Consider the following 22,763-nt stretch of genomic DNA (forward strand, 5'->3'; position numbering starts at 1 on the left):
GGCCGCGCGTTCGGCATTCAGTCCCTGCTCTCGGGAGCCGATCGTCGTCCGGCTGCGGAAACCCGCGATTCCGGGACGCACGGTGAGATGCGGCATCTGTCGGGACTGAATTCGGAACGCGGTCGCATCGAGAGAGGGACCCGCTGATGCTGTACGCGCAGACGCCGGCGCACGAGAAGCGCCGCCTGTTCCGGGAGCGGCTCGCCTCGGGGGAGCTGCTGCGGTTCCCCGGCGCCTTCAACCCGCTGTCGGCCCGGCTCATCGAGCGCAAGGGCTTCGAGGGCGTGTACATCTCGGGCGCCGTCCTCTCGGCCGACCTGGGACTGCCCGACATCGGCCTGACGACGCTCACCGAGGTCGCCGCGCGCGGGCAGCAGATCGCCCGGACGACCGAGCTGCCCGCGATCATCGACGCCGACACCGGGTTCGGTGAGCCGATGAACGTCGCCCGCACGATCCAGACCCTCGAGGACGCCGGCATCGCCGGTGCGCACATCGAGGACCAGGTCAACCCCAAGCGCTGCGGCCACCTCGACGGCAAGGCGGTCGTCGACGAGGACACGGCGCTCAAGCGCATCCGCGCCGCGGTCGACGCACGCCGCGACCCGAACTTCCTCGTGATGGCGCGCACCGACATCCGCGCCGTCGAAGGACTGGATGCCGCGACCGACCGCGCGCGCAAGCTGGTGGACGCGGGCGCCGATGCGATCTTCCCCGAGGCCATGCGCACCCTCGAGGAGTTCGCGGCGGTGCGCGAGGCGGTCGACGTGCCGATCCTCGCGAACATGACCGAGTTCGGCAAGAGCGACCTGTTCACGGTCGACCAGCTGCGGGACGTCGGGGTGAACATCGTCATCTGGCCGGTGTCGCTCCTGCGGATGGCGATGGGCGCGGCCGAGCGTGCGCTCGATACGCTGATCGACGACGGGCACCTCACGTCCCGGCTCGGCGAGATGCAGCACCGCGCCGACCTGTACGACCTCATCGACTACGAGTCGTACAACCACTTCGACACGAACGTCTTCACCTTCCGGATCGACCGCTGACGGTCGAGGAACAGGAGCGAGCATGACCGACCCCGACATCAAGAAGGGTCTCGCCGGCGTCTACGCCGACACGACCTCGATCAGCAAGGTCAACCCCGAGACGAACTCGCTGCTCTACCGCGGCTACCCCGTGCAGGAGCTCGCCGCGACGCAGTCGTTCGAGGCGGTCGCCTACCTGCTGTGGCACGGCGAGCGGCCGACGGCCGACCAGCTCGCCGAGCTGCAGGCGGTCGAGCGCGCGAACCGCGCGCTGCCCGCCGACATCCGCTCCTTCATCGACGCGATGCCCGTCTCGGCCCATCCGATGGACGAGGCCCGCACGGTCGTGAGCCTGTTCGGGGCGTTCGAGACCGCGGGGATCGCGAATGTGTTGGATGCCGCGGGCACACCGGCGGAGAACCTGGACCGCAGCATCCGCCTCTTCGCGATCCTGCCCGCCGTCGTCGCGTACGGGCAGCGGCGCCGGCGCGGCGAGGAGATCGTCGAGCCGCGCGAGGACCTCGGGTACGCCGCGAACTTCCTCTGGATGACCTTCGGCGAGGAGCCCGACGAGGTCGTCGTCGACGCCTTCAACCGCTCGATGATCCTCTACGCCGAGCACTCGTTCAACGCCTCGACCTTCACGGCGCGCGTGATCGCCTCGACCCTCAGCGACCTGTACTCCTCGGTCGTGGGTGCGATCGGTGCACTCAAGGGACCGCTGCACGGCGGTGCGAACGAGGCCGTCATGCACATCTTCGACGAGATCGGAACCGCCGACGCGGTCGTGCCGTGGCTCGACGAGGCCCTCGCCGCCAAGCGCAAGATCATGGGCTTCGGGCACCGCGTCTACAAGCGCGGCGACTCCCGTGTGCCGACGATGAAGGCCGCGCTCGACGCGCTCGTCGCGCACTACGACCGCCGGGACGTCGCGGAGCTGTACGAGACGCTCGAGTCCGAGTTCGTCTCGCGCAAGGGCATCTACCCGAACCTCGACTACCCGTCGGGCCCGGCGTACAGCCTGATCGGCTTCGACACCCTCACCTTCACGCCGCTGTTCATCGCGGCGCGGATCACGGGGTGGACGGCGCACATCATGGAGCAGCAGGCATCCAACGCCCTCATCCGTCCCCTGTCCGCCTACGACGGCGCGGCCGAGCGGCACATCGACGGCTACGTTCCGGATGCTGCCGAGGTCGAGGCGCTGGAGCGGCCGGAGGAGGCCGCGGGGTGACCTCTGCCGAGCGCATCGCGATCGTCGCCGGCGCGCGCACCCCGGTCGGCCGGTTCGACGGCGCGTTCCGCGACACCCCGGCCCACGAGCTGGGCGCGCAGGCGGTGACGGCGGCCCTCGGCCGGTCGGGAGTCGACCCGCAGCGGGTGGGCGAGGTCGTGATCGGCACGATCGGTCAGGTCGCGGGTGACGCCTACATCGCGCGCCGCATCGCGCTGGCGGCGGGCCTCACCGACGACACCCCCGCGTTCACGGTGAACCGGCTGTGCGGGTCGGGTCTGCAGTCGATCTGGTCGGCCGCGCAGGAGCTGCGCTGGGGCGGGATCGACGTCGCCGTCGCGGGCGGCGCCGAGAACATGACGCGGATGCCGTTCTACGACATGGACGCCCGGTCGGGGGCGACGCTCGGCCACCGGCGCCTGCTCGACGGGACGCTCGCCATGCTCACCGACCCCTTCAGCGGGAAGCACATGGGGACGACGGCCGAGACGGTAGCCGAGCGGTTCGGTGTGACGCGCGAGGAGCAGGACGCGTACGCGGTCGAGTCGCAACGACGCGCAGCGACGGATGCCGCCCGCGCGGCGTTCGCGCAGGAGATCGCCCCGACGACCACCACCGGACGCCGGCCGGTCGAGGTGACCGCCGACGAGCATCCGCGACCCGACACGACCCTCGAGGCGCTCGCCCGGCTGCGACCGGCGTTCACGACGGACGGGACGGTCACCGCGGGGAACGCCTCGGGCATCAACGACGGCGCCGCCGCGACCGTGCTCATGCGCGAGTCCGACGTGCGGGCCGAGGGGCTGTCGGCGCTCGCAACGATCGAGGCGGTCACGACCGCCGCGCTCGACCCCGCGATCATGGGGTACGCCCCGACGCTCGCGCTGAGGAAGCTCTTCGCGCAGACGGGGCTGACCCCGGCCGACATCGCGACCGTCGAGCTGAACGAGGCGTTCGCGTCCCAGGTGATCGCCGTCATGCGGGACACCGGGCTCGATCCCGAGCGGACGAACCCGTACGGCGGTGCGATCGCTCTCGGCCACCCGGTCGGGGCGACCGGGACGATCCTCACGGTCCGGGCGGCGCTGACCCTGCAGCGCACGGGTGCGGAGTACGCCGTGGTCACGATGTGCATCGGCGGCGGTCAGGCGCTCGCCGCGCTGCTGCGTCGCTGGGACGGCTGAGCGCGGCGAGCACCTGACCGGGGGTCAGGCCCGCTGCCTCGCGGATCGCGACGGGGTTCGCGACGCCGTCGGAGGCGATCGAGAAAAGCTTGGTGGGCTGTGCGGGGTCGGACGCGTGGAGGCGTCGAAGACGCCGGTCTCGTACGATCCGACGGGCGTGAGGCTGAGGGCGGCACCCTCGGCGGAGGTGCGGACGGGGTCGGGCACGACGGCCGCCGTGGGTGTCCGGGGCGTGTCGCCGAGTGGCCGATGGGTGAACGGAGCGTGTCGGGCGGGTGGAGGCATCCGTCTGCGAGCATGTCGACATGACCGATTACGAGACCATCGTCACCGAGACGCGCGGACGCGTCGGGTGGATCACCCTCAACCGGCCCGACGCGCTGAACGCGCTGAACGCGCAGGTGATGCACGACCTGGTGGATGCCGCGGAGGCGTTCGACGCGGATGCCGGGATCGGCGCCATCGTCGTGACCGGCAGTGAGCGGGCGTTCGCGGCGGGAGCGGACATCAAGGAAATGGAGGCGCTCAGCGGCAGCGAGATGCTGCTCGCCGACCACTTCGGCAAGTGGTCGCGGTTCGCGGCGGTGCGGACGCCGACGATCGCCGCGGTGGCGGGTTACGCGCTGGGCGGTGGGTGCGAGCTGGCGATGATGTGCGACATCATCCTCGCGGCGGATTCGGCGCGGTTCGGTCAGCCCGAGATCAACCTGGGTGTGATCCCGGGGCTGGGTGGCACGCAGCGTCTCGTGCGGGCGATCGGGTCGTTCAAGGCGGCGGAGCTGGTGCTGACGGGGCGGCAGCTGACCGCCGAGGAGGCCGATCGTGCGGGGCTCGTGTCGCGTGTGGTCCCCGCGGCGGAGCTGCGCGAGGAGGCGCAGCGGACGGCCGAGACGATCGCGTCGAAGCCGCTGCCGGCGCTGTACGCGGCGACGGCGGCGTTGGACGTCGCACTTGAGTCGACGCTCGCCGAGGGGTTGCGGTTCGAGCGGCAGGCGTTCGCGGGGCTGTTCGACACGGCGGATCAGAAGGAGGGCATGGCGGCCTTCCGGGAGAAGCGGGCACCGGAGTTCCGACACCGATGAGCGCCGTGCATCTCGTGCGGTCGGATGCCCTGGCGGCGGCGCCGTACGCGTACGCGTCGCGGGTGGAGCCGGGGGCGGAGCTGATCTTCCTTGCGGGGGCCTGTCCGCTGGCGGACGACGGGTCGACGGTCGCAGTGGGGGATGTGGCGGGGCAGGCGCGGCGCTGTGTCGAGAACATGCTCGTCGCGTTGGATGCCGCGGGTGCCGGGATCGCGGACGTCGCCTCGACGCGGGTCCTCGTCGCGTCGTCGGAGCGGCGGGATCTGGTCGCGGCCTGGGAGGTCGTGCGCGCGGCGTTCGGTGAGCACGACGTGCCGAGCACCCTGATGGGGGTGGCCGCCCTGGGGTATACGCACCAGTTGGTAGAGGTCGAGGTCGTCGCCGCGGTGCGTCGCGGCTGATCGGCGGATGCCGGGGGTCGGGGTGGGTTCCCGCGCGGCACATCGTCGCGGTGGTCACCGACGATGTCGAGAGCGGCTGGCCGTCGTGCATGCGTGCGTGCCTGCGCGAGGTGGTGCACTGATCATTACCCGAGATGCGCCCGCGTTCATCGGGACTCGAGCGCGCTGGGTCGCGCCTGTCTGCCCCTGGGTCAGAAGGGCGCGGGTTCCGCTGGTGCGGGTGGTGGTGGTGGTGCAGGGGTGAACGCGACGGCCGGGGTGGGTGCGTCTTCACGGTAGGTCCTGCCGAGGGGTGAGGTCCATTCCAGGACTCCACCCTTGAGTTGTCGGACCCGCCAGGCGGTGAACTGCTTCATCGAATGGTGCCGTTGGCACAAGTGCGCCAAGTTGGTGAGTTCGGTGCGCCCGCCGAGGGCGTGGTCGTGGGTGTGATCGACCTCGCAGCGGATGGCTGCGACGCGGCATCCGGGGAACCGGCAGTGCTGATCCCGTGCTTGCAGGAATCGTCGCATCCCGGACGGGACGCGGTAAGAGTCGGTCGCGACCGTGACACCGGTGGTGGGGTCGTGGAACAGCCGCTCCCAGATGCGGGTGCCACCCGCGAGGGTGCGGGCGGTCGCGGGGTCGATGGGGGACCGGCCGGTCAGGTCGCAGGGGCCGTCGTCTTCTCCGGTGAGGGTCGCGGCGGGCACGAGCACTTGCACGCGGGCGCGGATCGCACCGAGCGGGCCGGCGGTGGTGTCTCGGGTGTCGTCCAGCGCCGGGGTCCCGGCGAGGAGGAGGTCGGCGAACACGTCGGCGCGGACCTGATCGGTGGAGCGCTGATCGGTGGCGATGATCGTCGCGGCGTCATCGCTGTCGCTGTCGTCTCCGACCTGCGTGGCTGCGCCCCCGAACGCGACACCAGCACCGCCGCGTGCAGTGGCACGTTCGTCGCGGGTGTCGATGATCGCCCTTGCCTGCTGCGTGAGCCGGTCGTGAATCCCTTCGGCGATCACCGTCGGGACGGTTGCGACCACGTCGCTCATCCCGTCTCGTCCGGGCACGATCCGCACGCACCGCCCAGCGGCGGCTTCCTCATGCCGCTCCGCGAACGAGCGAGAGTGCATCCGGTGCGCGAGGATCTCCAGCTCGCCTCGCACCCGGTTGGGAGTGTCCCGTTCGCACCGGGTGATCGCGACCTGTTCGAACTCCGCCCACATCTCCGCGGGCAGACTCGTCCCGGTCTCGAGGATCGCGATCGCGTGGCCTCGAACGATGCGACCTTGCTCCCACGCCTCGACCGTCGCGGGGAACCCTTCGACCAAAGTCCGTGCTTCGCCGATCCGGCGTTGCACGGTCCGGTCGGTGACCCGCATGACCCCGCCGACCTCGGCCGCGATCGACCGTAACGCCATGTCGTGAACCTGCACGCGGGCGTTCCGTTGCGCGCTCTGCGCCTCCGCCAACCGGCCCGCGGCGGCCAGCGCGCGCAGTTCCTCGATCTGCGCGGCAGCGATCCGCCGGGCCGCGGAATCGACGTCCGCGACGACGCCCGCCAGAGTGGCGAGATAGTTCTCGCCACCGGGGGTTTCCGCCGCATCCGTCATACCTGCACTCTGCCACTGGCCACCGACATCCACCCTGGCGAAACCGGCCCAGAACACACGTTCTGCACACCCGGAAAATGAGAGTCCTCTCATCCGTGGCGAGGGCGCCACCCGACGTCCGATCCTCGCCCCGACCGGAATCGGAGAGTGTCGCCAGATTCGGATCGACACCTCGCACCTGATCCGAATCCGACGCACATCTCCGAATTCGCGCCCACCCCGCCGCGCCCCCGCGCCCATCCCGCCGCACCGCGCCCCCGCGCCCACCGCACCGCGCCCCGCGCCCACCGCCCCCCGCCCACCCCCTCGCGCCCACCGCACCGCGCCCCGCGCGCGGCATCCACCCCGGCCCCGACCGTAGACTCGACACGATGCCGAGGAGGAGTCAATGAAGATCGTCGTCCTGCTGAAAGAAGTGCCGGACACCTGGGGTGATCGCACGCTCGACCTCGAGACGGGGCTCGCCGCGCGCGACGCGTCCGAGCGCGTCCTCGACGAGATCGGCGAGCGCGCCCTCGAGGCTGCGCTGACCTACTCCGAGGCGAACGAGGGCACGGAGGTCGTCGTGATGACGATGGCATCGGATGCCGCGGCCGCCTCCCTTCGCAAGGGTCTCGCGATGGGGGCTCACTCCGCCGTCCAGATCACCGACGACGCCCTGCGCGGCGCCGACCTCGGCGTGACCGCGCGGGTCCTCGCCGCCGCACTCCGCCGCACCGGATTCGACCTCGTCATCACCGGCAACCTGTCGACCGACGGCTCCGGGGGCGTCCTGCCGGCGATGCTCGCCGAGCACCTCGGTGTGCCCCAGGCGACCGCCCTCTCGGCCGTCGAGATCTCCGCCGACGCCGTCAGCGGCACCCGCGCCACCGACTTCGGCACCGCCTCGGTCACGGCTGCGCTCCCCGCCGTCATTTCGATCACCGAAGCACTCCCCGACGCCCGCTTCGCCAACTTCAAGGGCATCATGGCGGCGAAGAAGAAGCCCTTCGAGACCCTCTCCCTCGCCGATCTCGACGTCGACGTCGACCCGGCATCCGCTCCGCAGTCGATCATGACCGCCGTCGCGCAGAAGCCGCCCCGCCAGGCAGGCACGAAGATCATCGACGAGGGGGATGCCGGCGAGAAGCTCGCGGCGTTCCTCATCGAGAACCGCCTGGCGTGAGCACCGAGGAGACCACCGTGACCGACTTCGCCCCCGACTCCGTCCTCGTCTGGCTCGACGTGACCCCCGCCGGCGACCTCGCCGCCTCGGCGGCCGGACTCCTCGGCGCCGCCGCCTCGATCGGCACCCCCGTCGCCGTGATCGTCGCCGACGAGTCCCGCCACGGCGACCTGGCCTCCGCAGCCGGCGCCCTCGGCGCGACCACCGTGCTCACCGCGGGCCTCGGCGGCGCCGACACGGCACTGACCGTGCCCGTCGTCGACGCGGTGGCCGCGGCATCCGCTCTCGTGCAGCCCGACGCGATCCTCGTGTCGCACTCGATCGAGGGTCGGGATGTCGCGGGCCGCCTCGCGGCGCGCACCTCGGCCGCCCTCTGCGCCGACGCCGTCGGCGTCTCGCGCGACGACGAGGGCGTGCTCGCGCACCACTCCGTCTACGGCGGCGCCTACAACGTGACCGCCGCCGCGACCTACGGCCCGCTCGTCGTCACCCTGCGCCAGGGATCCGTCGACGCCCGGGGCACCGCGGTCGACGCGCCGGCCGTCGCGCCCCTCGAGGTCGCCGCCTCGGGCGCTCCCGCCGCGACCATCACCGGATTCGACGAGGCGGTCGCCGTCTCGAGCCGTCCCGAGCTGCGCGGCGCCGCGAAGGTCGTCTCGGGCGGACGCGGCCTCGGCTCGGCGGAGCAGTTCGCCCTCGTCGAGCAGCTCGCCGACGTGCTCGGCGCAGCGGTCGGAGCTTCGCGCGCCGCGGTCGACGCGGGCTACGTCCCCTACTCGTACCAGGTCGGTCAGACCGGTGTCTCGGTGTCGCCGCAGCTGTATGTCGCTCTCGGCATCTCGGGCGCCATCCAGCACAAGGCGGGCATGCAGACGGCGAAGACGATCGTCGCGGTGAACAAAGATGGAGACGCACCGATCTTCGACATCGCCGACTTCGGTGTCGTCGGGGACCTGTTCACCGTCGTGCCGCAGCTGATCGCGGCGCTCGAGGCGGGGAAGAAGTAGGAGCGGATGGCGACATACGCGCGTTCCGTGCGTCGGGGGCTCCCGCGCGTCTCCGGCGGCGACCCCTGGCCGCCCGCCGGGTCGGCTCCGGTCGCCGACGCAGCCGCGGCACCGGTCGCCGATGCAGCCGCGGCTCAGCTCGCCGATGCGGGCACGGCTTCGGTCCCCGACGAGGTGGCGCCGCGCGCCGACTCCGCGACGACAGCGTCGGCTGAGTCCGCGACACGGGCTTCCGGGTCGACGACAACGGAGGATGCGGTCGCCTCGCACCACGCCTCGACCCCCGCGACCGCGACACGACGCGGACTGCCGCGAACCCCCGGCGGCGAGCCCTGGCCCCCCGCATCCACCGGCCCGGCGCCGGCCGAAAGCGCAGCACAGGCCGAGCGTCGCCCGGACTCGGACGCAACCGCATCCGCGGCGGCATCAGCGCCCCACCCCGCCGACGACCCGCGGCCGGCGACCCCCGAGAGCGCGCCCGTCGCCGCATCCGTCCCCGCGACCGGCGCGGTCCGCCGCGGCCTTCCGCGCGCCGTCGGCGGCGACGCCTGGCCTCCCGCCGAGACCACGCCCGCCCCGCCCTCTTTCCGCGAGACTGCACGTGGCGGCCGAGACAGCGATCTCGCGCCGCAGTCTCGGCGCGAGCCTGCAGTCTCGGCGTTTTTGGAGCGCGCCCCGGCCCCCGCCCCCGCCCCCGCACCCGAGCCAGCGCCGGCGCCCGAGCCGGAGCCCACCCCCGACGCCCCGCGCCCCCCGCTCGCCGAGCGGCCGCTCGCGCACGCGGGCGTCGCCCGCCGTCCCGCGCCCCGGCCGGAACCCGCGCGCATCGGTCCGTTCACGAAGGCGCAGTGGGCGGGAGTCGTCGTCCTCGGGGGAGGTGCGATCCTGTACGCCGCGGCGATGGCGGTGCTCGCGGTGCGCTGGATCCTCAGCCTCGAGCCGCTGCAGGACTTCCTCGCCACTTACCCCGGCGAGTACCACCTGCCCGAGGGCGCGCCCGTCGGCTTCCCCGCCTGGCTGAATTGGTCGCACTTCCTCAACGCGTTCTTCATGGTGCTGATCATCCGCACCGGCCTGCAGGTCCGCTCAGAGAAGCGCCCGGCCGCCATGTGGATCTCCAAGAAGGACCGCAAGCGCCGCATGAGCCTCACGCTCTGGCTGCACCAGGCCCTCGACATCCTGTGGCTGGCCAACGGCCTGATCTTCGTCGTCCTGCTCTTCGCGACCGGTCAGTGGATGCGGGTGATCCCGACGTCGTGGGAGGTGTTCCCGAACGCGCTGTCCGCCGCCCTGCAGTACGTCTCCCTCGACTGGCCGACCGAGAACGGGTGGGTCAACTACAACGCGCTGCAGCAGCTCGCCTACTTCACGACGATCTTCATCGCCGCACCCGTCGCCGCGCTCACCGGATACCGGATGAGTGCGATGTGGCCGAAGCAGGCGGCGACGCTGAACCGCGTCTACCCCGTCGAGTGGGCTCGCAAGCTGCACTTCCCGACGATGCTCTACTTCGTCGCCTTCATCGCCGTCCATGTTCTGCTGGTGCTCTCGACCGGGGCGCTGCGCAACCTGAACCACATGTACGCGGCGCAGGGATCGACCGATCCGGACGCCTACGCCGACAACTGGACCGGCTTCTGGCTCTTCGCCCTGTCGATCGCGGTCATCGTCGCGGCCTACGTCGCGATGCGCCCGCTCGTCGTCGCCCCGATCGCCCGCCTGTTCGGCGAGGTCAAGAGCCGCTGAGCCCGCGCCGCGCGGCGTCGCACCGGTGACGGATGCACGACGCGAGGTGCGCGTGTGGCCCGGAACCGGCGCGCGAGTTCACCCCAGCCCCGGCGATCGTGCAGACGTCAGGCCACCCCCCGGGGACGTCACGGCCCCCGACCCTCACCCCCCCCCGCAACAGCCGACGGCGCGGCATCCGAAACGGGATGCCGCGCCGTCGAGTCTCCGAGCGTGCGTCAGCGCACGAAGCGGACCTCCGTCAGCGTCTCGCCGAGGAAGGGTTCGGTGTGGCTCGCTCCGTCGAGGGCGAACCCGTTGCGGGTGTAGAAGCGGTGGGCGCGGGGGTTGTCCTCGGCGACCCACAGGTACAGCTCGGTCTCATCGTCGGGGACGACGGCGTCGAACAGGCGCTGGCCGATGCCGGTGCCGTGCCACGCGTCGAGCAGGTAGATGAAGTAGAGCTCGCGGTTGCGGGGCGCGTCGCGGTCGCGGGCGGGGCCGGACCCGGCGAATCCCACGATCTCGCCGCCGACGAGAGCGGCGACCATGCGGAAATCGGGACCCTGCTGGGCCCAGTGCGTCCACAACTCGGCGAGGCGGCGGGCCGACACGTTCTCGAGCGCGGCCTTGCTGATGAGGTGGTCGTAGGTCTCGTGCCAGCACGTCGCATGCACGCGACCGAGGGCTTCGGCATCCACATCGCGAACGGGACGGACGACGATGTCGGTCTGGAGTTCGGGGTCCATGGCCAGACTCTACGCACGGCCCGACGGATCGTGAAATCGACAGGGTCGCCCCCGCGCGCACGGCCCGTCGACTGTCGGAGAGCGACAACGGATGCCGCACTGTACGTGTGACCATGACTAGGCTCGCCGCTCGTGAACGTGTGGTGGCGGACCCTGCTGACCCTGATGCGCGCGCGGGTGCTGTACCGCCGCCGCGGGCCCCTCCCGCCCGACGCGGTGGGCCGGATCCGGCTGCGGACCCTGCCGACCGACATCGACCTGCTCGGCCACATGAACAACGGTCGCTACGCCTCGCTGTTCGACCTCGGCCGGTTCGACCTGCTCACCCGCACCGGCATCTGGCAGACGATGGACGAGCGCGGCTGGTACGGCGTCGTCGCGAGCGAGACGGTCACGTTCCGCAAATCCCTGCAGCTGTGGCAGCGCTTCACGGTCGAGACGCGGATCATCGGCCACGACGACAAGTCGGTCTTTCAGATGCACCGCGCCGTCGTCGACGGTGAGATCTACGCCGAGATGGTCCTGCGTGTCCGGTTCCTCCGCAAGACCGGCGGCATCGTGCCGCTCGAGGAGCTGTTCGACGCGCTCCACCGGCCCGACACCCTGCCCGAGATCCCGCAGTGGATCCACGACTGGGCCGCGGCATCCGCTCTTCCCTCGACCCGTGCCGAGGCGCCCAGTATCTGGCCCTAGCGTGTCCCGCCCCGGCGGCCGGAGGCGCGCATAGGCTGAGCGTCATGTCGGACAGCTCTGTCGCGCCACAAGCGCCCTCCTCCGACCTCGCCGAGCGGGCCATCACCCTCGCAGAGCGCTGGGTCGCCGAATCCGCCGAGGTCACCGTCGACCCGTCGGCCGAGCGTCTCGCGGGGGTGTTGAAGGACCCGAACGGCCTGCCGTTCACCCTCGGCTTCGTCGACGGGGTGATGCGACCGGAGTCCCTCACCGCCGCGGCCACCAACCTGCAGCGTGTCGCGCCGCTCGCCCCCGCCTTCCTGCCCTGGTACCTCCGGGCAGCCGTGCGGACGGGCGGCGTCGTCGCCCCCGTCCTCCCGACGCCCGTCGTCCCCATCGCCCGCCGCGTGCTGCGCGAGATGGTCGCTCACCTCATCGTCGACGCCCGGCCCGACAAGCTCGGTCCCGCTCTGCAGACCCTGCGCGAGTCGGGGGCGCGGCTCAACCTCAACCTCCTCGGCGAGGCGGTGCTCGGCGAGGCCGAGGCCCTCCGACGCCTCGAGGGGATCCACGAGCTCGTCCGGCGCGACGACGTCGACTACGTCTCGGTGAAGGTCTCGGCGATCGCGAGCCACCTCTCGATGTGGGCGTTCGACGAGATCGTGGATCGCGTCGTCGAGCGGCTGCGCCCCCTCTACCTGTCGGCGGCCGAGGACGGCACGTTCCTCAACCTCGACATGGAGGAGTACCGCGACCTGGACCTGACGATGGCCGTGTTCATGCGGGTGCTGGACGACCCGCGCCTGAAGGGCCTCGAGGCGGGCATCGTGCTGCAGGCCTACCTACCCGACGCCCTCCCCGCCCTCCGAACGCTCACCGCGTGGGCGCGCGAGCGCGTCGCGGCCGGCGGCGCCCGCATCAAGATCCGCCTCGTCAAGGGCGCGAACCTCGCGATGGAGCACGTCGACGCGGTCATGCACGACTGGCCCACCGCCCCCTACGACTCCAAGCTCGACACCGACGCGAACTACGTGCGCTGCCTCGACGAGGCGCTGCGCCCGGAGAACACCGAGGCGGTGCGGATCGGCGTCGCCGGACACAACCTCTTCCACATCGCGTACGCGTGGCTGCTCGCCGGCGAGCGCGGGGTGCAGCGCGACGTCGAGGTCGAGATGCTCCTCGGCATGGCGCAGGGCCAGGTGCAGGCCGTCGCCCGCGAGGTCGGGCACGTGCTGCTCTACGTCCCCGTCGTGCGGCCCGACGAGTTCGACGTCGCGATCAGCTACCTCGTCCGCCGGCTCGAGGAGAACGCCTCGAGCGAGAACTTCCTCTCCGCCGCGTTCGACCTCGCCTACGACCGGGCCATGTTCGTGCGCGAGCGCGACCGGTTCGCGGCATCCATCGACCGCGCCGCCGACCGCACGCTGGTGACCGGACCCCGGCGCCGCCAGGACCGCACGGCGGCAGCCGCCGACGAGGTGACGGTGACGACGGATGCCGCGGCCCTCGCGCCCTCCGACGACGCCGCCCTCACGCAGGTCGTCCTCGGCATCGCCGCGAAGGACGCGCGCCCGGCGGACCCCGACGAGACGCAGCCGGCCGGCCTGCCCGGTGGGTTCGCCGGCGACGCGTTCGTCGAGACCGCCGTCTTCTCGCCGCGCGAGAGCGCCGCCGCCGCGGGCGCCCCCGGTTTCCGCAACGCCGCCGACACCGACCCCGCCCTCCCCGCGAACCGCGCGTGGGCGCGCGAGATCCTCGGCCGTGTCCCGTCGTCGACGGCGGGGGATGCCGCGATCGCCGCAGCCCGCATCGGCACCGAGTCCGAGCTCGAGGCCCTGCTCGGCCGCGTGGGTTCGGCGGCGGGCGCGTGGGGCTCGCTGCCCGCCGCCGATCGCGCCGAGGTCCTCCTCCGTGCGGCGAGCGCGCTCGAACGGCGCCGCGCCGAGTTGATCGAGGTCGCGGCATCCGAGACCGGCAAGACACTCGCAGAGGCCGATGTCGAGGTGAGCGAAGCCGTCGATTTCGCCCGCTACTACGCTGCGACCGCGCGCGAGCTCGATCGGGTGAGCGGTGCCGTCTTCGTCCCCGACCGGGTGACGGTCGTCACACCGCCGTGGAACTTCCCGGTCGCGATCCCCGCCGGCGGCGCGCTCGCCGCCCTCGCGGCGGGCTCGGGTGTCGTCTTCAAGCCCGCACCCCAGGCGCGCCGCTGCGCGGCGGTGGTGGCCGAAGCGATCTGGGAGGCTCTGGACGGCGCCGCCGTCGGCCGCGACATCCTCGCCCTCGTCGATCTCGACGAAGGCGGCCTCGGCGCGCAGCTCATCACCCACCCGTCGGTGGACCGCGTCATCCTCACGGGGTCCTTCGAGACCGCGGCGCTGTTCCGCTCGTGGCGTCCGGACCTCGCCCTGCAAGCCGAGACGAGCGGCAAGAACGCCATGATCGTGATGCCCTCGGCCGACCTCGACCTGGCGGCATCCGATCTCGTCCGTTCGGCGTTCGGCCACGCGGGACAGAAATGCTCCGCCGCCTCGCTCGCGATCCTCGTCGGTCCGGTCGCCCGGTCGCAGCGGTTCCGCCGTCAGTTGGTGGATGCCGCGACCTCGCTCCGCGTGGGCGCGCCCGAGGACCCGCTGACCGAGGTCGGCCCCCTCGTCGAGGCCCCGACCGGCAAGCTCGCCTGGGCGCTGACGACCCTCGACGAGGACGAGGAGTGGCTCGTCGAGCCGCGCGAACTGCCGCACCAGCGCTACGGCGGACGGCTCTGGACCCCCGGCATCCGCACCGGTGTGAAGCCGGGCTCGCGAGTGCACCTCGAGGAGTTCTTCGGCCCCGTCCTGGGGGTCATGCACGCGCGGTCGCTCGAGCACGCGATCGAGCTGCAGAACGCGGTCGACTACGGCCTCACCGCGGGGCTCTACACGCAGAACCCCGACGACCTCGCCGTGTGGCTCGACCGGGTCGAAGCGGGCAACCTCTACGTCAACCGCGGCACGACGGGCGCGATCGTGCAGCGTCAGCCGTTCGGCGGCTGGAAGCGGTCCTCCGTCGGCGGTGGCGCGAAGGCCGGCGGTCCGAATCACCTCGTCGGACTCGGGTCCTGGCGGCCGACCGCGGGGGTAGCGGGGTCGTCGACGCTGCACCTCAAGGGGCTCGACTCGTCGATCGCCGACGTCATCGAGGCGGCCCAGCCCGCCCTGGGCTACGAGGCGTTCGAGTGGCTGCGCCGTGCGGCGTTGTCCGACGCCGTCGCGTGGGACCGCACCTTCGGCAAGGTCGTCGACGTCTCGCACCTGGGCGTCGAGCGCAATCTCTTCCGCTACCGTCCGGCGAGCGTCGAGATCCGATCGACGACGGATGCCGCGCCGCAGACCCTCGTGCGCGCCATCATCGCCGCCGTCCGCGCCCGCTCGACGTTCACCGTCAGCACGCCCGCGGGACTGCCCGCCACCGTGCGACAGGCGCTCGGCGCGCTCGAGGTGGCGGTGTTCGTCGAATCGGACGAGGACTGGATCGCGCGGATGGCGGCGCCCCGCGCCGAGGGCGTCCCCGCGCGGGCCGACCGGGTGCGCCTGGTGGGGCCGCCGGCGCAGGCGGGCGAGGTGCGCACTGCGCTCGCCGCGGCGATCTCGGGAGATCCGGATCTGGCCGTCTACGCCGACGAGGTCACGCAGGCCGGGCGGATCGAACTGCTCCCGTTCCTGCGCGAGCAGTCGATCACGATCACGGCGCACCGTTTCGGCAACCCCGATCGGTGGAGCGAAGCCGTCATCTGAGACCGGGCGGGGCGGCCGACGAAGAGTTTATCCACCCGAAGAAGAAAACAACTTATCTTTCTGGTGCGGCGTCCGTCCACCCTGTTGACTGTCCTCGTGCGCTTCTGGGGGAGGCGCACGAGAACACTCTGGGGGGAGTGTCGCCCCGGATCGAGGACCTGGCGTCCTCGGCCCGGGGCATCTTTCGTCCCGGCGGCTCAGGAGTAGTGCGGACGACGGGCGGAGGTGTCGGGGTCGGCGTCCTCCCGCGGCACCATGAACGAGTCGACGAGCGCGCGCACCGTGAGCCCCAGCAGCGTCCACTCGCCGGTCGGTGTGCCGTCCGCGCCCGACAGACGGAACGTCGGGTGCGGGATCCGTTCGAGGGACCGGATGGCGAAGCCCTCTGCCATCGCCGCCATCGCCTCGGCGAAGTCGTCGATCGTCAGCCCCTCGCGCATGCGCATCCCGTAGGCGTCGATGAGGTACTGGTAGAGCTCGGTGAAGGCCCGGATGGACTCGCGGTGACGCTCGTGGCTGGCCTCGGTGAGCTCCGGCCAGGTGTCCGCAGCCGTCCGCAGCGCCAAAGCCACCCGGAACGACTGCGCCTCGAGCAGGTCGGTCGGGTCCTCGGTGGACAGCTCCGCGGCGAGGACGTGCTGCCGGGCCGCCTGGCGGATGATCTCCTCGCCGGTGACCTCTTCGCCGATGAGCTCCTCGACCTGGGCACGCATCGCGTCGGCCGGTCCGGCCACCCGCATCCGCATCATCGCCACGGCGAGCTCGCGGTGGTAGTCGGCCTGGTCGCTCCAGAGCCGGTACGCCGCACCGGTCGTGAGGCCCGCGCGACGCAGCACGTCCTGCAGCCGGATGTGCTGGACGCCGGCGCTCACCCCGCGCTCGAGGAGCATCTGCATGCCGGTGCGCAGCAGCAGGGCTTTCGTCTGCGCACCCGTGCGTCTGGCCATGCTCTGCATCCTGTCATTCATCGGCATGCATCCGTGCCGCCTGTCCACCGCCGTCCGTGCGGGTCGACCTGGCATGATGGGTCCCGGCGTGCCCGATTCGTCGGCTTCTGCAAGCTCCGTCGGGCCTCTGGACAGCGTCCGCCGCCCCGGGAACGAGGAGCGAGAATGACGACGCAGCACGAGACCGCGCCGGTGCGCACCGCCCAGCGCCGCCGTTACCTCATGTGCCGCCCCGAGCACTTCACGGTGTCGTACCGGATCAACCCCTGGATGGATCCGGCGAACCCCACCGACACCGCGAAGGCCGTGCGGCAGTGGCAGGCGCTGCACGACGCCTACGTCGCGCTCGGGCACGGGGTCGAGCTCATCGACCCGGTGCCGGGGCTGCCCGACATGGTCTACACCGCGAACGGCGGATTCATCGTCGACGGCCGCGCGTTGGGCGTCCGCTTCCGCGTCGACGAGCGTCGCGGCGAGGAGCGGCCCTTCATGGACTGGTTCGCCGCCCACGGCTTCGAGGTCGTCGAGCCCGTCGAGGTGCAGGAGGGCGAGGGTGACTTCCTGCTCGTCGGCGACACGATCCTCGCCGGCACCGGATTCCGTTCGGTCGGGGACAGTCACCGCGAACTCGCCGAGGTCTTCGGGCGCGAGGTGGTGTCACTGCGCCTCGTTGATCCGCGGTTCTACCACCTCGACACGGCCATCACCGTCCTGGATCCCGTCGAGGGCCCCACGGGAGTCGAGCGGGCGAACATCGCCTACCTGCCGTCCGCGTTCGACGAGGCGTCGCAGCGGGTGCTCGCCGAGCGCTACCCCGACGCCATCCACGTGTCGGATGCCGACGGTGCCGTCTTCGGGCTGAACGCGGCCAGCGACGGCCTCCATGTCTTCGTCTCGCCCCGCGCCACCGGCTTCGCCGCGCAGCTCGAGGAGCGCGGCTACATCCCCGTCCCCATCGATCTGTCCGAGCTCCTGCTCGGCGGCGGCGGCATCAAGTGCTGCACGCTCGAACTGCGCGGAGGTGCGCGATGACCGACGTCCGGCCCCAGACGACCCCGTCCGCAGATCTGATCGCGGGCGAAGAAGCCCACGTGGCGCACAACTACCACCCCCTGCCCGTCGTGGTCGCCGAGGGTGAGGGGTCGTGGGTCACCGACGTCGAGGGGCGGCGCTACCTCGACCTGCTGTCGGCGTACTCGGCCCTGAACTTCGGGCACCGGCATCCCGCCCTCGTCGCCGCGGCGACGGAGCAGCTCGGGCGACTGACCCTCACCAGCCGGGCGTTCCACAACGACCGCCTCGGCGCCTTCGCCGACGCGCTCGCCGCCCTCGCCGGCAAGGACATGGTCCTCCCGATGAACACGGGCGCCGAAGCCGTCGAGACCGGCATCAAGGTGGCGCGGGCGTGGGCGTACCGCGTGAAGGGGGTGCCCGACGGGGCGGCGAAGATCGTCGTCGCGGCCGGCAACTTCCACGGCCGCACGACGACCATCGTGGGTTTCAGCGACGACCCGCAGGCCCGCGACGGCTTCGGGCCGTTCGCGCCCGGGTTCGAGATCGTGCCCTACGGGGATGCCGCGGCCCTCACCGCCGCGATCGACGAGAACACCGCCGCCGTCCTCATCGAGCCGATCCAGGGCGAGGCGGGCGTCGTGATCCCGCCGGACGGATACCTCCGCGCCGTCCGCGAGGCGTGCACCGCGGCGAACGTGCTGTTCATCGCCGATGAGATCCAGTCCGGCCTCGGGCGGGTCGGCACCACGTTCGCGTGCGAGCGCGAGGGTGTCGTCCCCGATCTGTACCTGCTCGGCAAGGCGCTGGGCGGCGGCATCCTCCCCGTGTCCGCCGTCGTGGGCGATCGAGACGTGCTGGGCGTCATCCACCCCGGCGAGCACGGCTCGACCTTCGGCGGCAACCCGCTCGCGGCGGCCGTGGGTCTCGCCGTCGTCGACCTGCTCCGCACCGGCGACCTGCAGAAGCGAGCACTGTCGCTCGGCGACCACCTGCGTGCGCGGCTCGAACCTCTCCTCGGGTCGGGTGTCACCGCGATCCGCGTCGCGGGCCTCTGGGCGGGCGTCGACATCGACCCGGCCGTCGGCACCGGCCGCGAGGTCGCCGAGCGGCTGCTCGCGCGGGGAGTCCTCGTCAAGGACACGCACGGGCAGACCATCCGCATGGCGCCGCCGCTGGTCATCCGCGCCACCGAGATCGACTGGGCCGTCGAGCAGTTGCGCCTCGCCCTCGAAGGCTGACCCGCGGGGCGAAACACTCCGGCAACACCGCCCGGATTAGGCTCGTCGCATGGGTGACCTCTTCGACGGATACGGCTCCACGCTGGCGCCGCGCAAGACCCCTTCCGGCGTCCCCGCGTTCGACGAGATGTTCGCCGAGGTGGCGCATCCCGGCGAGGCGGCGCAGTCGCGTCCGACCTACCGCGAGCTCTACCAGGCCCTCGCGCAGATGACGCAGGAAGAGCTGCGGGGGCGCACCGAATCGCTCGCGAGCTCGTACCTCGCACAGGGCGTCACGTTCGACTTCGCGGGCGAGGAACGACCGTTTCCGCTGGATGCCGTGCCCCGGGTCATCGCCTACGACGAGTGGTCGCGCATCGAGAAGGGCGTGCAGCAGCGCGTCCGTGCGCTCGAGGCGTTCCTCGACGACGCGTACGGCCACCAGCACGTCGTCCGCGACGGCGTGCTGCCGGCGAAGCTGATCGCGTCGTCGCAGTACTTCTACCGGCAGGCGGCCGGCATCCGCTCCGCCAATGGCGTCCGCATCCAGGTCGCCGGCATCGACCTCATCCGCGACGAGCACGGCGAGATGCGCGTGCTCGAGGACAACGTGCGAGTGCCCTCGGGCGTGAGCTACGTCATCTCCAACCGACGGGTCATGGCGCAGACGCTGCCCGAGCTGTTCGTCTCGATGCGGGTGCGTCCCGTCGGCGACTACCCGAACAAGCTGCTGCAGGCGCTCCGCAACTCCGCGCCTCCGGGTGTCGACGATCCGAACGTCGTCGTCCTCACCCCCGGTGTCTACAACTCCGCGTACTTCGAGCACACACTCCTCGCCCGCCTCATGGGCGTCGAACTCGTCGAGGGGCGCGACCTCGTCTGCCAGGGCGGCAAGGTCTTCATGCGCACCACGCGCGGTCCGCGCCGGGTCGACGTCATCTACCGCCGCGTCGACGACGACTTCCTCGATCCGCTGCAGTTCCGCGCCGACTCGATGCTCGGCGCCCCGGGGCTCATGCTGGCCGCGCGCCTGGGCAACGTCACGATCGCGAACGCGGTCGGCAACGGCGTCGCCGACGACAAGCTGCTGTACACGTACGTGCCCGATCTCATCCGGTACTACCTCGCCGAGGAGCCCATCCTCAAGAACGTCGACACGTGGCGGCTTGAGGACCCGGGCGCCCTCGAAGAGGTGCTCGACCGACTCGACGAGCTCGTCGTGAAGCCCGTCGACGGCTCGGGCGGAAAGGGCCTCGTCGTCGGCCCCGACGCGAGCCCCGCCGAGCTCGACGCCCTGCGCTCGAAGCTCCTCGCCGACCCCCGCGGCTGGATCGCGCAGCCGGTCGTCATGCTCTCGACGATCCCGACCCTGGTCGACGACGGGATGCGGCCGCGCCACGCGGACCTGCGACCGTTCGCCGTCAACAACGGCGACGAGGTCTGGGTGCTCCCCGGCGGGCTCACCCGCGTCGCGCTGCCCGAGGGGCAGCTCGTCGTCAACTCCAGCCAGGGCGGCGGGTCGAAGGACACGTGGATCGTCGGCGGCGACGCGCCGAACCGCGGCGAGTACGGGCAGTCGCAGTCCCTCGCCGGCCTCGTCGCCGAGCAGGCGACGGCGACCTCCGCCATCCCGATCATCTACGACGCCCAGGACGAGCCGGACCACTCGCCGCAGGACCGGCCCCGCGCGACGGCCGAGCAGCAGGAGCAGCAGCAGCAGGGACGCGAGACCGCGGGAGGTGAGGACGGATGCTGAGCCGCATCGCCGAGAGCCTGTTCTGGATCGGGCGCTACATCGAGCGCTCCGACGGCACCGCCCGCATCCTCGACGTCCACCTGCAGCTCCTGCTCGAGGACCCGTGGATCGACGAGGACACCGCGTGCCGCTCGCTCATGGGCGTCATGGGCACGGTGACCCCCGCCGGTGATCAGCCCGTGACGCGCGCCGCCGTGCTGACGAACCTCGCCGTCGACCGCACCAACCCGTCGTCGATCGCCTACTGCCTGCAGGCGGCGCGCGAGAACGCCCGGCGCGCCCGCGAGATCGTCTCGACCGAGCTCTGGGAGACGCTGAACACAACGTACTCGCGGATGCCGCGACGGCTCAACGACGAGAAGACGCACGAGTTCTTCCAGTGGGTGCGCGAACGGGCCGCGCTCGCCGTCGGCGTGACCGACAGCTCCACGAGCCACGACGAGGCCTGGCAGTTCTTCACCCTCGGTCGGGCCATCGAGCGCACCGACATGACGGCGCGGATGCTGGCGACGCGGTCGCTGACCGAGGCATCCGGTCCGTCCTGGACCACCATCCTGCGCTCGTGCGGGGCCTACGAGGCGTACCTGCGCACCTACCGCGGCATGCCGAGCTCGCAGAACGCGGCCGAGTTCCTGCTGCTCGACCGGTTGTTCCCGCGCTCGATCATCCACTCCATCCGCACCGCCGAGCAGTGCATGAGCGCGATCGACCCTGTCGCCGACCGCGTCGGGCACTCCAACTCGGTGCTGCGCGCGCTCGGTCGCATGCGCAACGAGCTGGAGTACCGGCCGATCGAGGAGGTCCTCGCCGAGCTCCCCGCCCACATGCAGAGCGTCCAATCGGTCACGCGGGAGGCGTCCGAGGCGATTCGCGGGCGCTTCTTCCCCACCCAGGCCGAACCCAGCTGGATCGGAGAGACCTCATGAAGCGGCTGCGTATCGAGCACACGACGGGCTTCGACTACCCGGGCGAGGTCGGGGCGTCGTACAACGAGGCGCGGATGCTGCCGACGACGAGCGACAGCCAGTTCGTCCTCAGCTCGCAGCTGGACATCGAGCCCTCGACGAACGTGAACTACTACGTCGACTACTTCGGCACGCGGGTCGCGGCGTTCGACGTGCTGGCGAAGCACTCGGCGCTGCACATCACGGCGCGCTCGCTCGTCGAGGTGCGCGCGCGGCCCCTCACGCACCCCGACATGTCGTGGGAGGCCCTCTCGCGCGACGCGCAGCGGTCGATCGGCACGGTCGAGATGCTGTCGCAGACGCGCCGCACCGATCCGCATCCCGAGGTCGCGGCGCTCGCGTCGGGCATCGCGGCCCAGCACGAGAACCCGTCGCACGCGGCGCTCGCCATCGCGACGGCCATCGGCGAGGCCGTCGAGTACGTGCCCGGCGCGACCGAGGTGCAGTCCACCGGTGCGGAGGCGTGGGCGGAGCGCAAGGGCGTGTGCCAGGACATGGCGCACATCGCGCTCGGCGCGCTGCGCTCGGTCGGCATCCCGGCCCGGTACGTCTCGGGGTACCTGCACCCCAACCCCACTGCCGAGGTGGGTGTGCCGGTGGTCGGCGAGTCGCACGCCTGGATCGAGTGGTACGCCGGCTCGTGGCACGGTTTCGACCCGACCAACGACGCCGAGATCGGCGACCGACACGTCACGGTGGGACGCGGGCGCGACTACAACGACGTGCCGCCGCTGCGCGGCGTCTACGCCGGACCGTTCAAGAGCCGTCTCGAGGTTCGGGTGCTCATCACCCGCGAGGCCTGACCGCCGGGTCAGGCCGGGGAGTCGTCGGGGTCGAGCGTCTTGAGGGTGTCCTGCTCGACGGCGTTGTCGGCGTCGAGCTGCTGTTCGGTCGTCTCGTCGCCGCCGGTCGGGTCGTCCTGCTCGGGAGTGGGGGATGCGTCGCTCATGGCCGCGACGGTACGCGCGGCGACCGGCGGCATCCGACCCCTTGACAGTGCCCACGGAGTGGTGGGGGAGTCGGGGCCCGGACTTCCCCCGAAGTCGCTGGGTCCCGAGCCGACGAGTCGAAGCCTGGCACGTCGGTTCCCCCGCACGTCAACCTAGGGTGCCGGCGGCGGGTGCCACGGCCCGGGGACGACCGTCGCGATCGTCGTCGTGCGCTCCTCGCCGCCCTCGCCGCGTTCGTGCTGTTGCTCGGTGTCTGCGCGACGATCGTCGTGCTCGTGCACCACCTTCACGCGGGTTGACGCGCC

The 22,763-nt window shown here is 71.7% G+C and carries 20 protein-coding genes; 16 read left to right on the forward strand and 4 right to left on the reverse strand.

The window, feature by feature from the left end:
* Nucleotides 1-146 precede the first annotated feature (146 nt).
* From prpB to ACPEH0_RS11910, 5 genes are all read left to right on the forward strand, one after another.
* Entirely contained in the window at nucleotides 147-1,046 is a 900-nt protein-coding gene (gene prpB / locus ACPEH0_RS11890) for a methylisocitrate lyase (RefSeq protein WP_311861391.1), read from the forward strand.
* Between the two features lie 22 nt (nucleotides 1,047-1,068).
* Nucleotides 1,069-2,259, forward strand: coding sequence for a bifunctional 2-methylcitrate synthase/citrate synthase (locus ACPEH0_RS11895; RefSeq protein ID WP_366214241.1), 1,191 nt, complete (start codon nucleotides 1,069-1,071; stop codon nucleotides 2,257-2,259).
* Complete coding sequence (locus ACPEH0_RS11900) at nucleotides 2,256-3,443, forward strand: thiolase family protein (RefSeq protein WP_217532485.1); 1,188 nt, start codon at nucleotides 2,256-2,258, stop codon at nucleotides 3,441-3,443. The genes ACPEH0_RS11895 and ACPEH0_RS11900 overlap by 4 nt, the downstream gene beginning before the upstream one ends.
* 305 nt (nucleotides 3,444-3,748) lie before the next feature.
* Nucleotides 3,749-4,525 (forward strand): enoyl-CoA hydratase-related protein, encoded by a 777-nt coding sequence (locus ACPEH0_RS11905; RefSeq protein WP_363379583.1) that lies wholly within the window; start codon nucleotides 3,749-3,751, stop codon nucleotides 4,523-4,525.
* Nucleotides 4,522-4,926, forward strand: a complete 405-nt coding sequence (locus ACPEH0_RS11910) for a RidA family protein (RefSeq protein ID WP_366214242.1) — start codon at nucleotides 4,522-4,524, stop codon at nucleotides 4,924-4,926. Before ACPEH0_RS11905 ends, ACPEH0_RS11910 begins: the two co-directional genes overlap by 4 nt.
* 191 nt (nucleotides 4,927-5,117) lie before the next feature.
* On the opposite strand, the gene ACPEH0_RS11915 is transcribed toward ACPEH0_RS11910, so the two are convergent.
* Nucleotides 5,118-6,515: an HNH endonuclease signature motif containing protein gene (locus ACPEH0_RS11915; RefSeq protein ID WP_366214243.1), complete on the reverse strand. Its 1,398-nt coding sequence runs from the start codon at nucleotides 6,513-6,515 to the stop codon at nucleotides 5,118-5,120.
* Nucleotides 6,516-6,903: 388 nt separating this feature from the next.
* Here ACPEH0_RS11915 and ACPEH0_RS11920 point away from each other — a divergent pair, with 388 nt between their 5' ends.
* Genes ACPEH0_RS11920 through ACPEH0_RS11930 form a run of 3 tightly spaced genes read left to right on the forward strand, consistent with a single transcriptional unit; the run spans nucleotide 6,904 to nucleotide 10,433 of the window.
* A complete protein-coding gene (locus ACPEH0_RS11920) occupies nucleotides 6,904-7,680 on the forward strand; it encodes an electron transfer flavoprotein subunit beta/FixA family protein (RefSeq protein ID WP_359919691.1) in 777 nt (258 codons plus the stop codon).
* 17 nt (nucleotides 7,681-7,697) lie between these two features.
* Complete coding sequence (locus ACPEH0_RS11925; protein WP_366214244.1) at nucleotides 7,698-8,687, forward strand: electron transfer flavoprotein subunit alpha/FixB family protein; 990 nt, start codon at nucleotides 7,698-7,700, stop codon at nucleotides 8,685-8,687.
* 6 nt (nucleotides 8,688-8,693) lie between these two features.
* The gene (locus ACPEH0_RS11930) at nucleotides 8,694-10,433 is read left to right on the forward strand and encodes a cytochrome b/b6 domain-containing protein (protein ID WP_366214245.1); all 1,740 of its coding nucleotides are present in this window, start codon (nucleotides 8,694-8,696) and stop codon (nucleotides 10,431-10,433) included.
* A 218-nt stretch (nucleotides 10,434-10,651) separates the two neighbouring features.
* Here ACPEH0_RS11930 and ACPEH0_RS11935 read toward each other — a convergent pair whose 3' ends face one another.
* The gene (locus ACPEH0_RS11935; RefSeq protein ID WP_217528456.1) at nucleotides 10,652-11,161 is read right to left on the reverse strand and encodes a GNAT family N-acetyltransferase; all 510 of its coding nucleotides are present in this window, start codon (nucleotides 11,159-11,161) and stop codon (nucleotides 10,652-10,654) included.
* A gap of 132 nt (nucleotides 11,162-11,293) precedes the next feature.
* Between ACPEH0_RS11935 and ACPEH0_RS11940 the strand changes: the two genes are divergently transcribed.
* Nucleotides 11,294-11,854 (forward strand): acyl-CoA thioesterase, encoded by a 561-nt coding sequence (locus tag ACPEH0_RS11940; protein WP_217528454.1) that lies wholly within the window; start codon nucleotides 11,294-11,296, stop codon nucleotides 11,852-11,854.
* 44 nt (nucleotides 11,855-11,898) lie between these two features.
* Entirely contained in the window at nucleotides 11,899-15,609 is a 3,711-nt protein-coding gene (locus tag ACPEH0_RS11945) for a bifunctional proline dehydrogenase/L-glutamate gamma-semialdehyde dehydrogenase (protein ID WP_366214246.1), read from the forward strand.
* A 197-nt stretch (nucleotides 15,610-15,806) separates the two neighbouring features.
* On the opposite strand, the gene ACPEH0_RS11950 is transcribed toward ACPEH0_RS11945, so the two are convergent.
* Nucleotides 15,807-16,556: a hypothetical protein gene (locus tag ACPEH0_RS11950; protein WP_366214247.1), complete on the reverse strand. Its 750-nt coding sequence runs from the start codon at nucleotides 16,554-16,556 to the stop codon at nucleotides 15,807-15,809.
* A gap of 165 nt (nucleotides 16,557-16,721) precedes the next feature.
* On the opposite strand from ACPEH0_RS11950, the gene ddaH reads away from it, so the two are divergent.
* Genes ddaH through ACPEH0_RS11975 form a run of 5 tightly spaced genes read left to right on the forward strand, consistent with a single transcriptional unit; the run spans nucleotide 16,722 to nucleotide 22,311 of the window.
* The gene (gene ddaH / locus ACPEH0_RS11955) at nucleotides 16,722-17,588 is read left to right on the forward strand and encodes a dimethylargininase (protein WP_217528448.1); all 867 of its coding nucleotides are present in this window, start codon (nucleotides 16,722-16,724) and stop codon (nucleotides 17,586-17,588) included.
* Nucleotides 17,585-18,808 (forward strand): ornithine--oxo-acid transaminase, encoded by a 1,224-nt coding sequence (rocD, locus tag ACPEH0_RS11960; RefSeq protein WP_217528446.1) that lies wholly within the window; start codon nucleotides 17,585-17,587, stop codon nucleotides 18,806-18,808. The genes ddaH and rocD overlap by 4 nt, the downstream gene beginning before the upstream one ends.
* A 49-nt stretch (nucleotides 18,809-18,857) precedes the next feature.
* Nucleotides 18,858-20,543: a circularly permuted type 2 ATP-grasp protein gene (locus ACPEH0_RS11965; protein ID WP_366214248.1), complete on the forward strand. Its 1,686-nt coding sequence runs from the start codon at nucleotides 18,858-18,860 to the stop codon at nucleotides 20,541-20,543.
* Nucleotides 20,537-21,469 carry an alpha-E domain-containing protein gene (locus tag ACPEH0_RS11970; RefSeq protein WP_064003372.1) on the forward strand — a complete coding sequence of 311 codons (933 nt, stop codon included), beginning with the start codon at nucleotides 20,537-20,539 and terminating at the stop codon, nucleotides 21,467-21,469. Before ACPEH0_RS11965 ends, ACPEH0_RS11970 begins: the two co-directional genes overlap by 7 nt.
* Nucleotides 21,466-22,311, forward strand: a complete 846-nt coding sequence (locus ACPEH0_RS11975) for a transglutaminase family protein (protein WP_064003371.1) — start codon at nucleotides 21,466-21,468, stop codon at nucleotides 22,309-22,311. The genes ACPEH0_RS11970 and ACPEH0_RS11975 overlap by 4 nt, the downstream gene beginning before the upstream one ends.
* An 8-nt stretch (nucleotides 22,312-22,319) precedes the next feature.
* Here the strand turns inward: ACPEH0_RS11975 and ACPEH0_RS11980 are convergent, their stop codons facing one another.
* The gene (locus ACPEH0_RS11980; RefSeq protein ID WP_311286195.1) at nucleotides 22,320-22,457 is read right to left on the reverse strand and encodes a hypothetical protein; all 138 of its coding nucleotides are present in this window, start codon (nucleotides 22,455-22,457) and stop codon (nucleotides 22,320-22,322) included.
* Between the two features lie 171 nt (nucleotides 22,458-22,628).
* On the opposite strand from ACPEH0_RS11980, the gene ACPEH0_RS11985 reads away from it, so the two are divergent.
* Complete coding sequence (locus ACPEH0_RS11985) at nucleotides 22,629-22,757, forward strand: hypothetical protein (RefSeq protein WP_366214249.1); 129 nt, start codon at nucleotides 22,629-22,631, stop codon at nucleotides 22,755-22,757.
* Nucleotides 22,758-22,763 lie beyond the last annotated feature (6 nt).

The organism is Microbacterium sp. NPDC079356, assembly GCF_049545465.1.
Taxonomy (GTDB): Bacteria; Actinomycetota; Actinomycetes; order Actinomycetales; family Microbacteriaceae; genus Microbacterium; species Microbacterium gawkjiense.

Coding starts and splice junctions, on each gene's coding strand:
- prpB (WP_311861391.1), top strand. CDS start 147: ATGCTGTACGCGCAGACGCCGGCGCACGAGAAGCGCCGCCTGTTCCGG.
- ACPEH0_RS11895 (WP_366214241.1), top strand. CDS start 1,069: ATGACCGACCCCGACATCAAGAAGGGTCTCGCCGGCGTCTACGCCGAC.
- ACPEH0_RS11905 (WP_363379583.1), top strand. CDS start 3,749: ATGACCGATTACGAGACCATCGTCACCGAGACGCGCGGACGCGTCGGG.
- ACPEH0_RS11910 (WP_366214242.1), top strand. CDS start 4,522: ATGAGCGCCGTGCATCTCGTGCGGTCGGATGCCCTGGCGGCGGCGCCG.
- ACPEH0_RS11915 (WP_366214243.1), bottom strand. CDS start 6,515: ATGACGGATGCGGCGGAAACCCCCGGTGGCGAGAACTATCTCGCCACT.
- ACPEH0_RS11920 (WP_359919691.1), top strand. CDS start 6,904: ATGAAGATCGTCGTCCTGCTGAAAGAAGTGCCGGACACCTGGGGTGAT.
- ACPEH0_RS11930 (WP_366214245.1), top strand. CDS start 8,694: ATGGCGACATACGCGCGTTCCGTGCGTCGGGGGCTCCCGCGCGTCTCC.
- ACPEH0_RS11935 (WP_217528456.1), bottom strand. CDS start 11,161: ATGGACCCCGAACTCCAGACCGACATCGTCGTCCGTCCCGTTCGCGAT.
- ACPEH0_RS11945 (WP_366214246.1), top strand. CDS start 11,899: ATGTCGGACAGCTCTGTCGCGCCACAAGCGCCCTCCTCCGACCTCGCC.
- ACPEH0_RS11950 (WP_366214247.1), bottom strand. CDS start 16,556: ATGGCCAGACGCACGGGTGCGCAGACGAAAGCCCTGCTGCTGCGCACC.
- ddaH (WP_217528448.1), top strand. CDS start 16,722: ATGACGACGCAGCACGAGACCGCGCCGGTGCGCACCGCCCAGCGCCGC.
- rocD (WP_217528446.1), top strand. CDS start 17,585: ATGACCGACGTCCGGCCCCAGACGACCCCGTCCGCAGATCTGATCGCG.
- ACPEH0_RS11965 (WP_366214248.1), top strand. CDS start 18,858: ATGGGTGACCTCTTCGACGGATACGGCTCCACGCTGGCGCCGCGCAAG.
- ACPEH0_RS11970 (WP_064003372.1), top strand. CDS start 20,537: ATGCTGAGCCGCATCGCCGAGAGCCTGTTCTGGATCGGGCGCTACATC.
- ACPEH0_RS11975 (WP_064003371.1), top strand. CDS start 21,466: ATGAAGCGGCTGCGTATCGAGCACACGACGGGCTTCGACTACCCGGGC.
- ACPEH0_RS11980 (WP_311286195.1), bottom strand. CDS start 22,457: ATGAGCGACGCATCCCCCACTCCCGAGCAGGACGACCCGACCGGCGGC.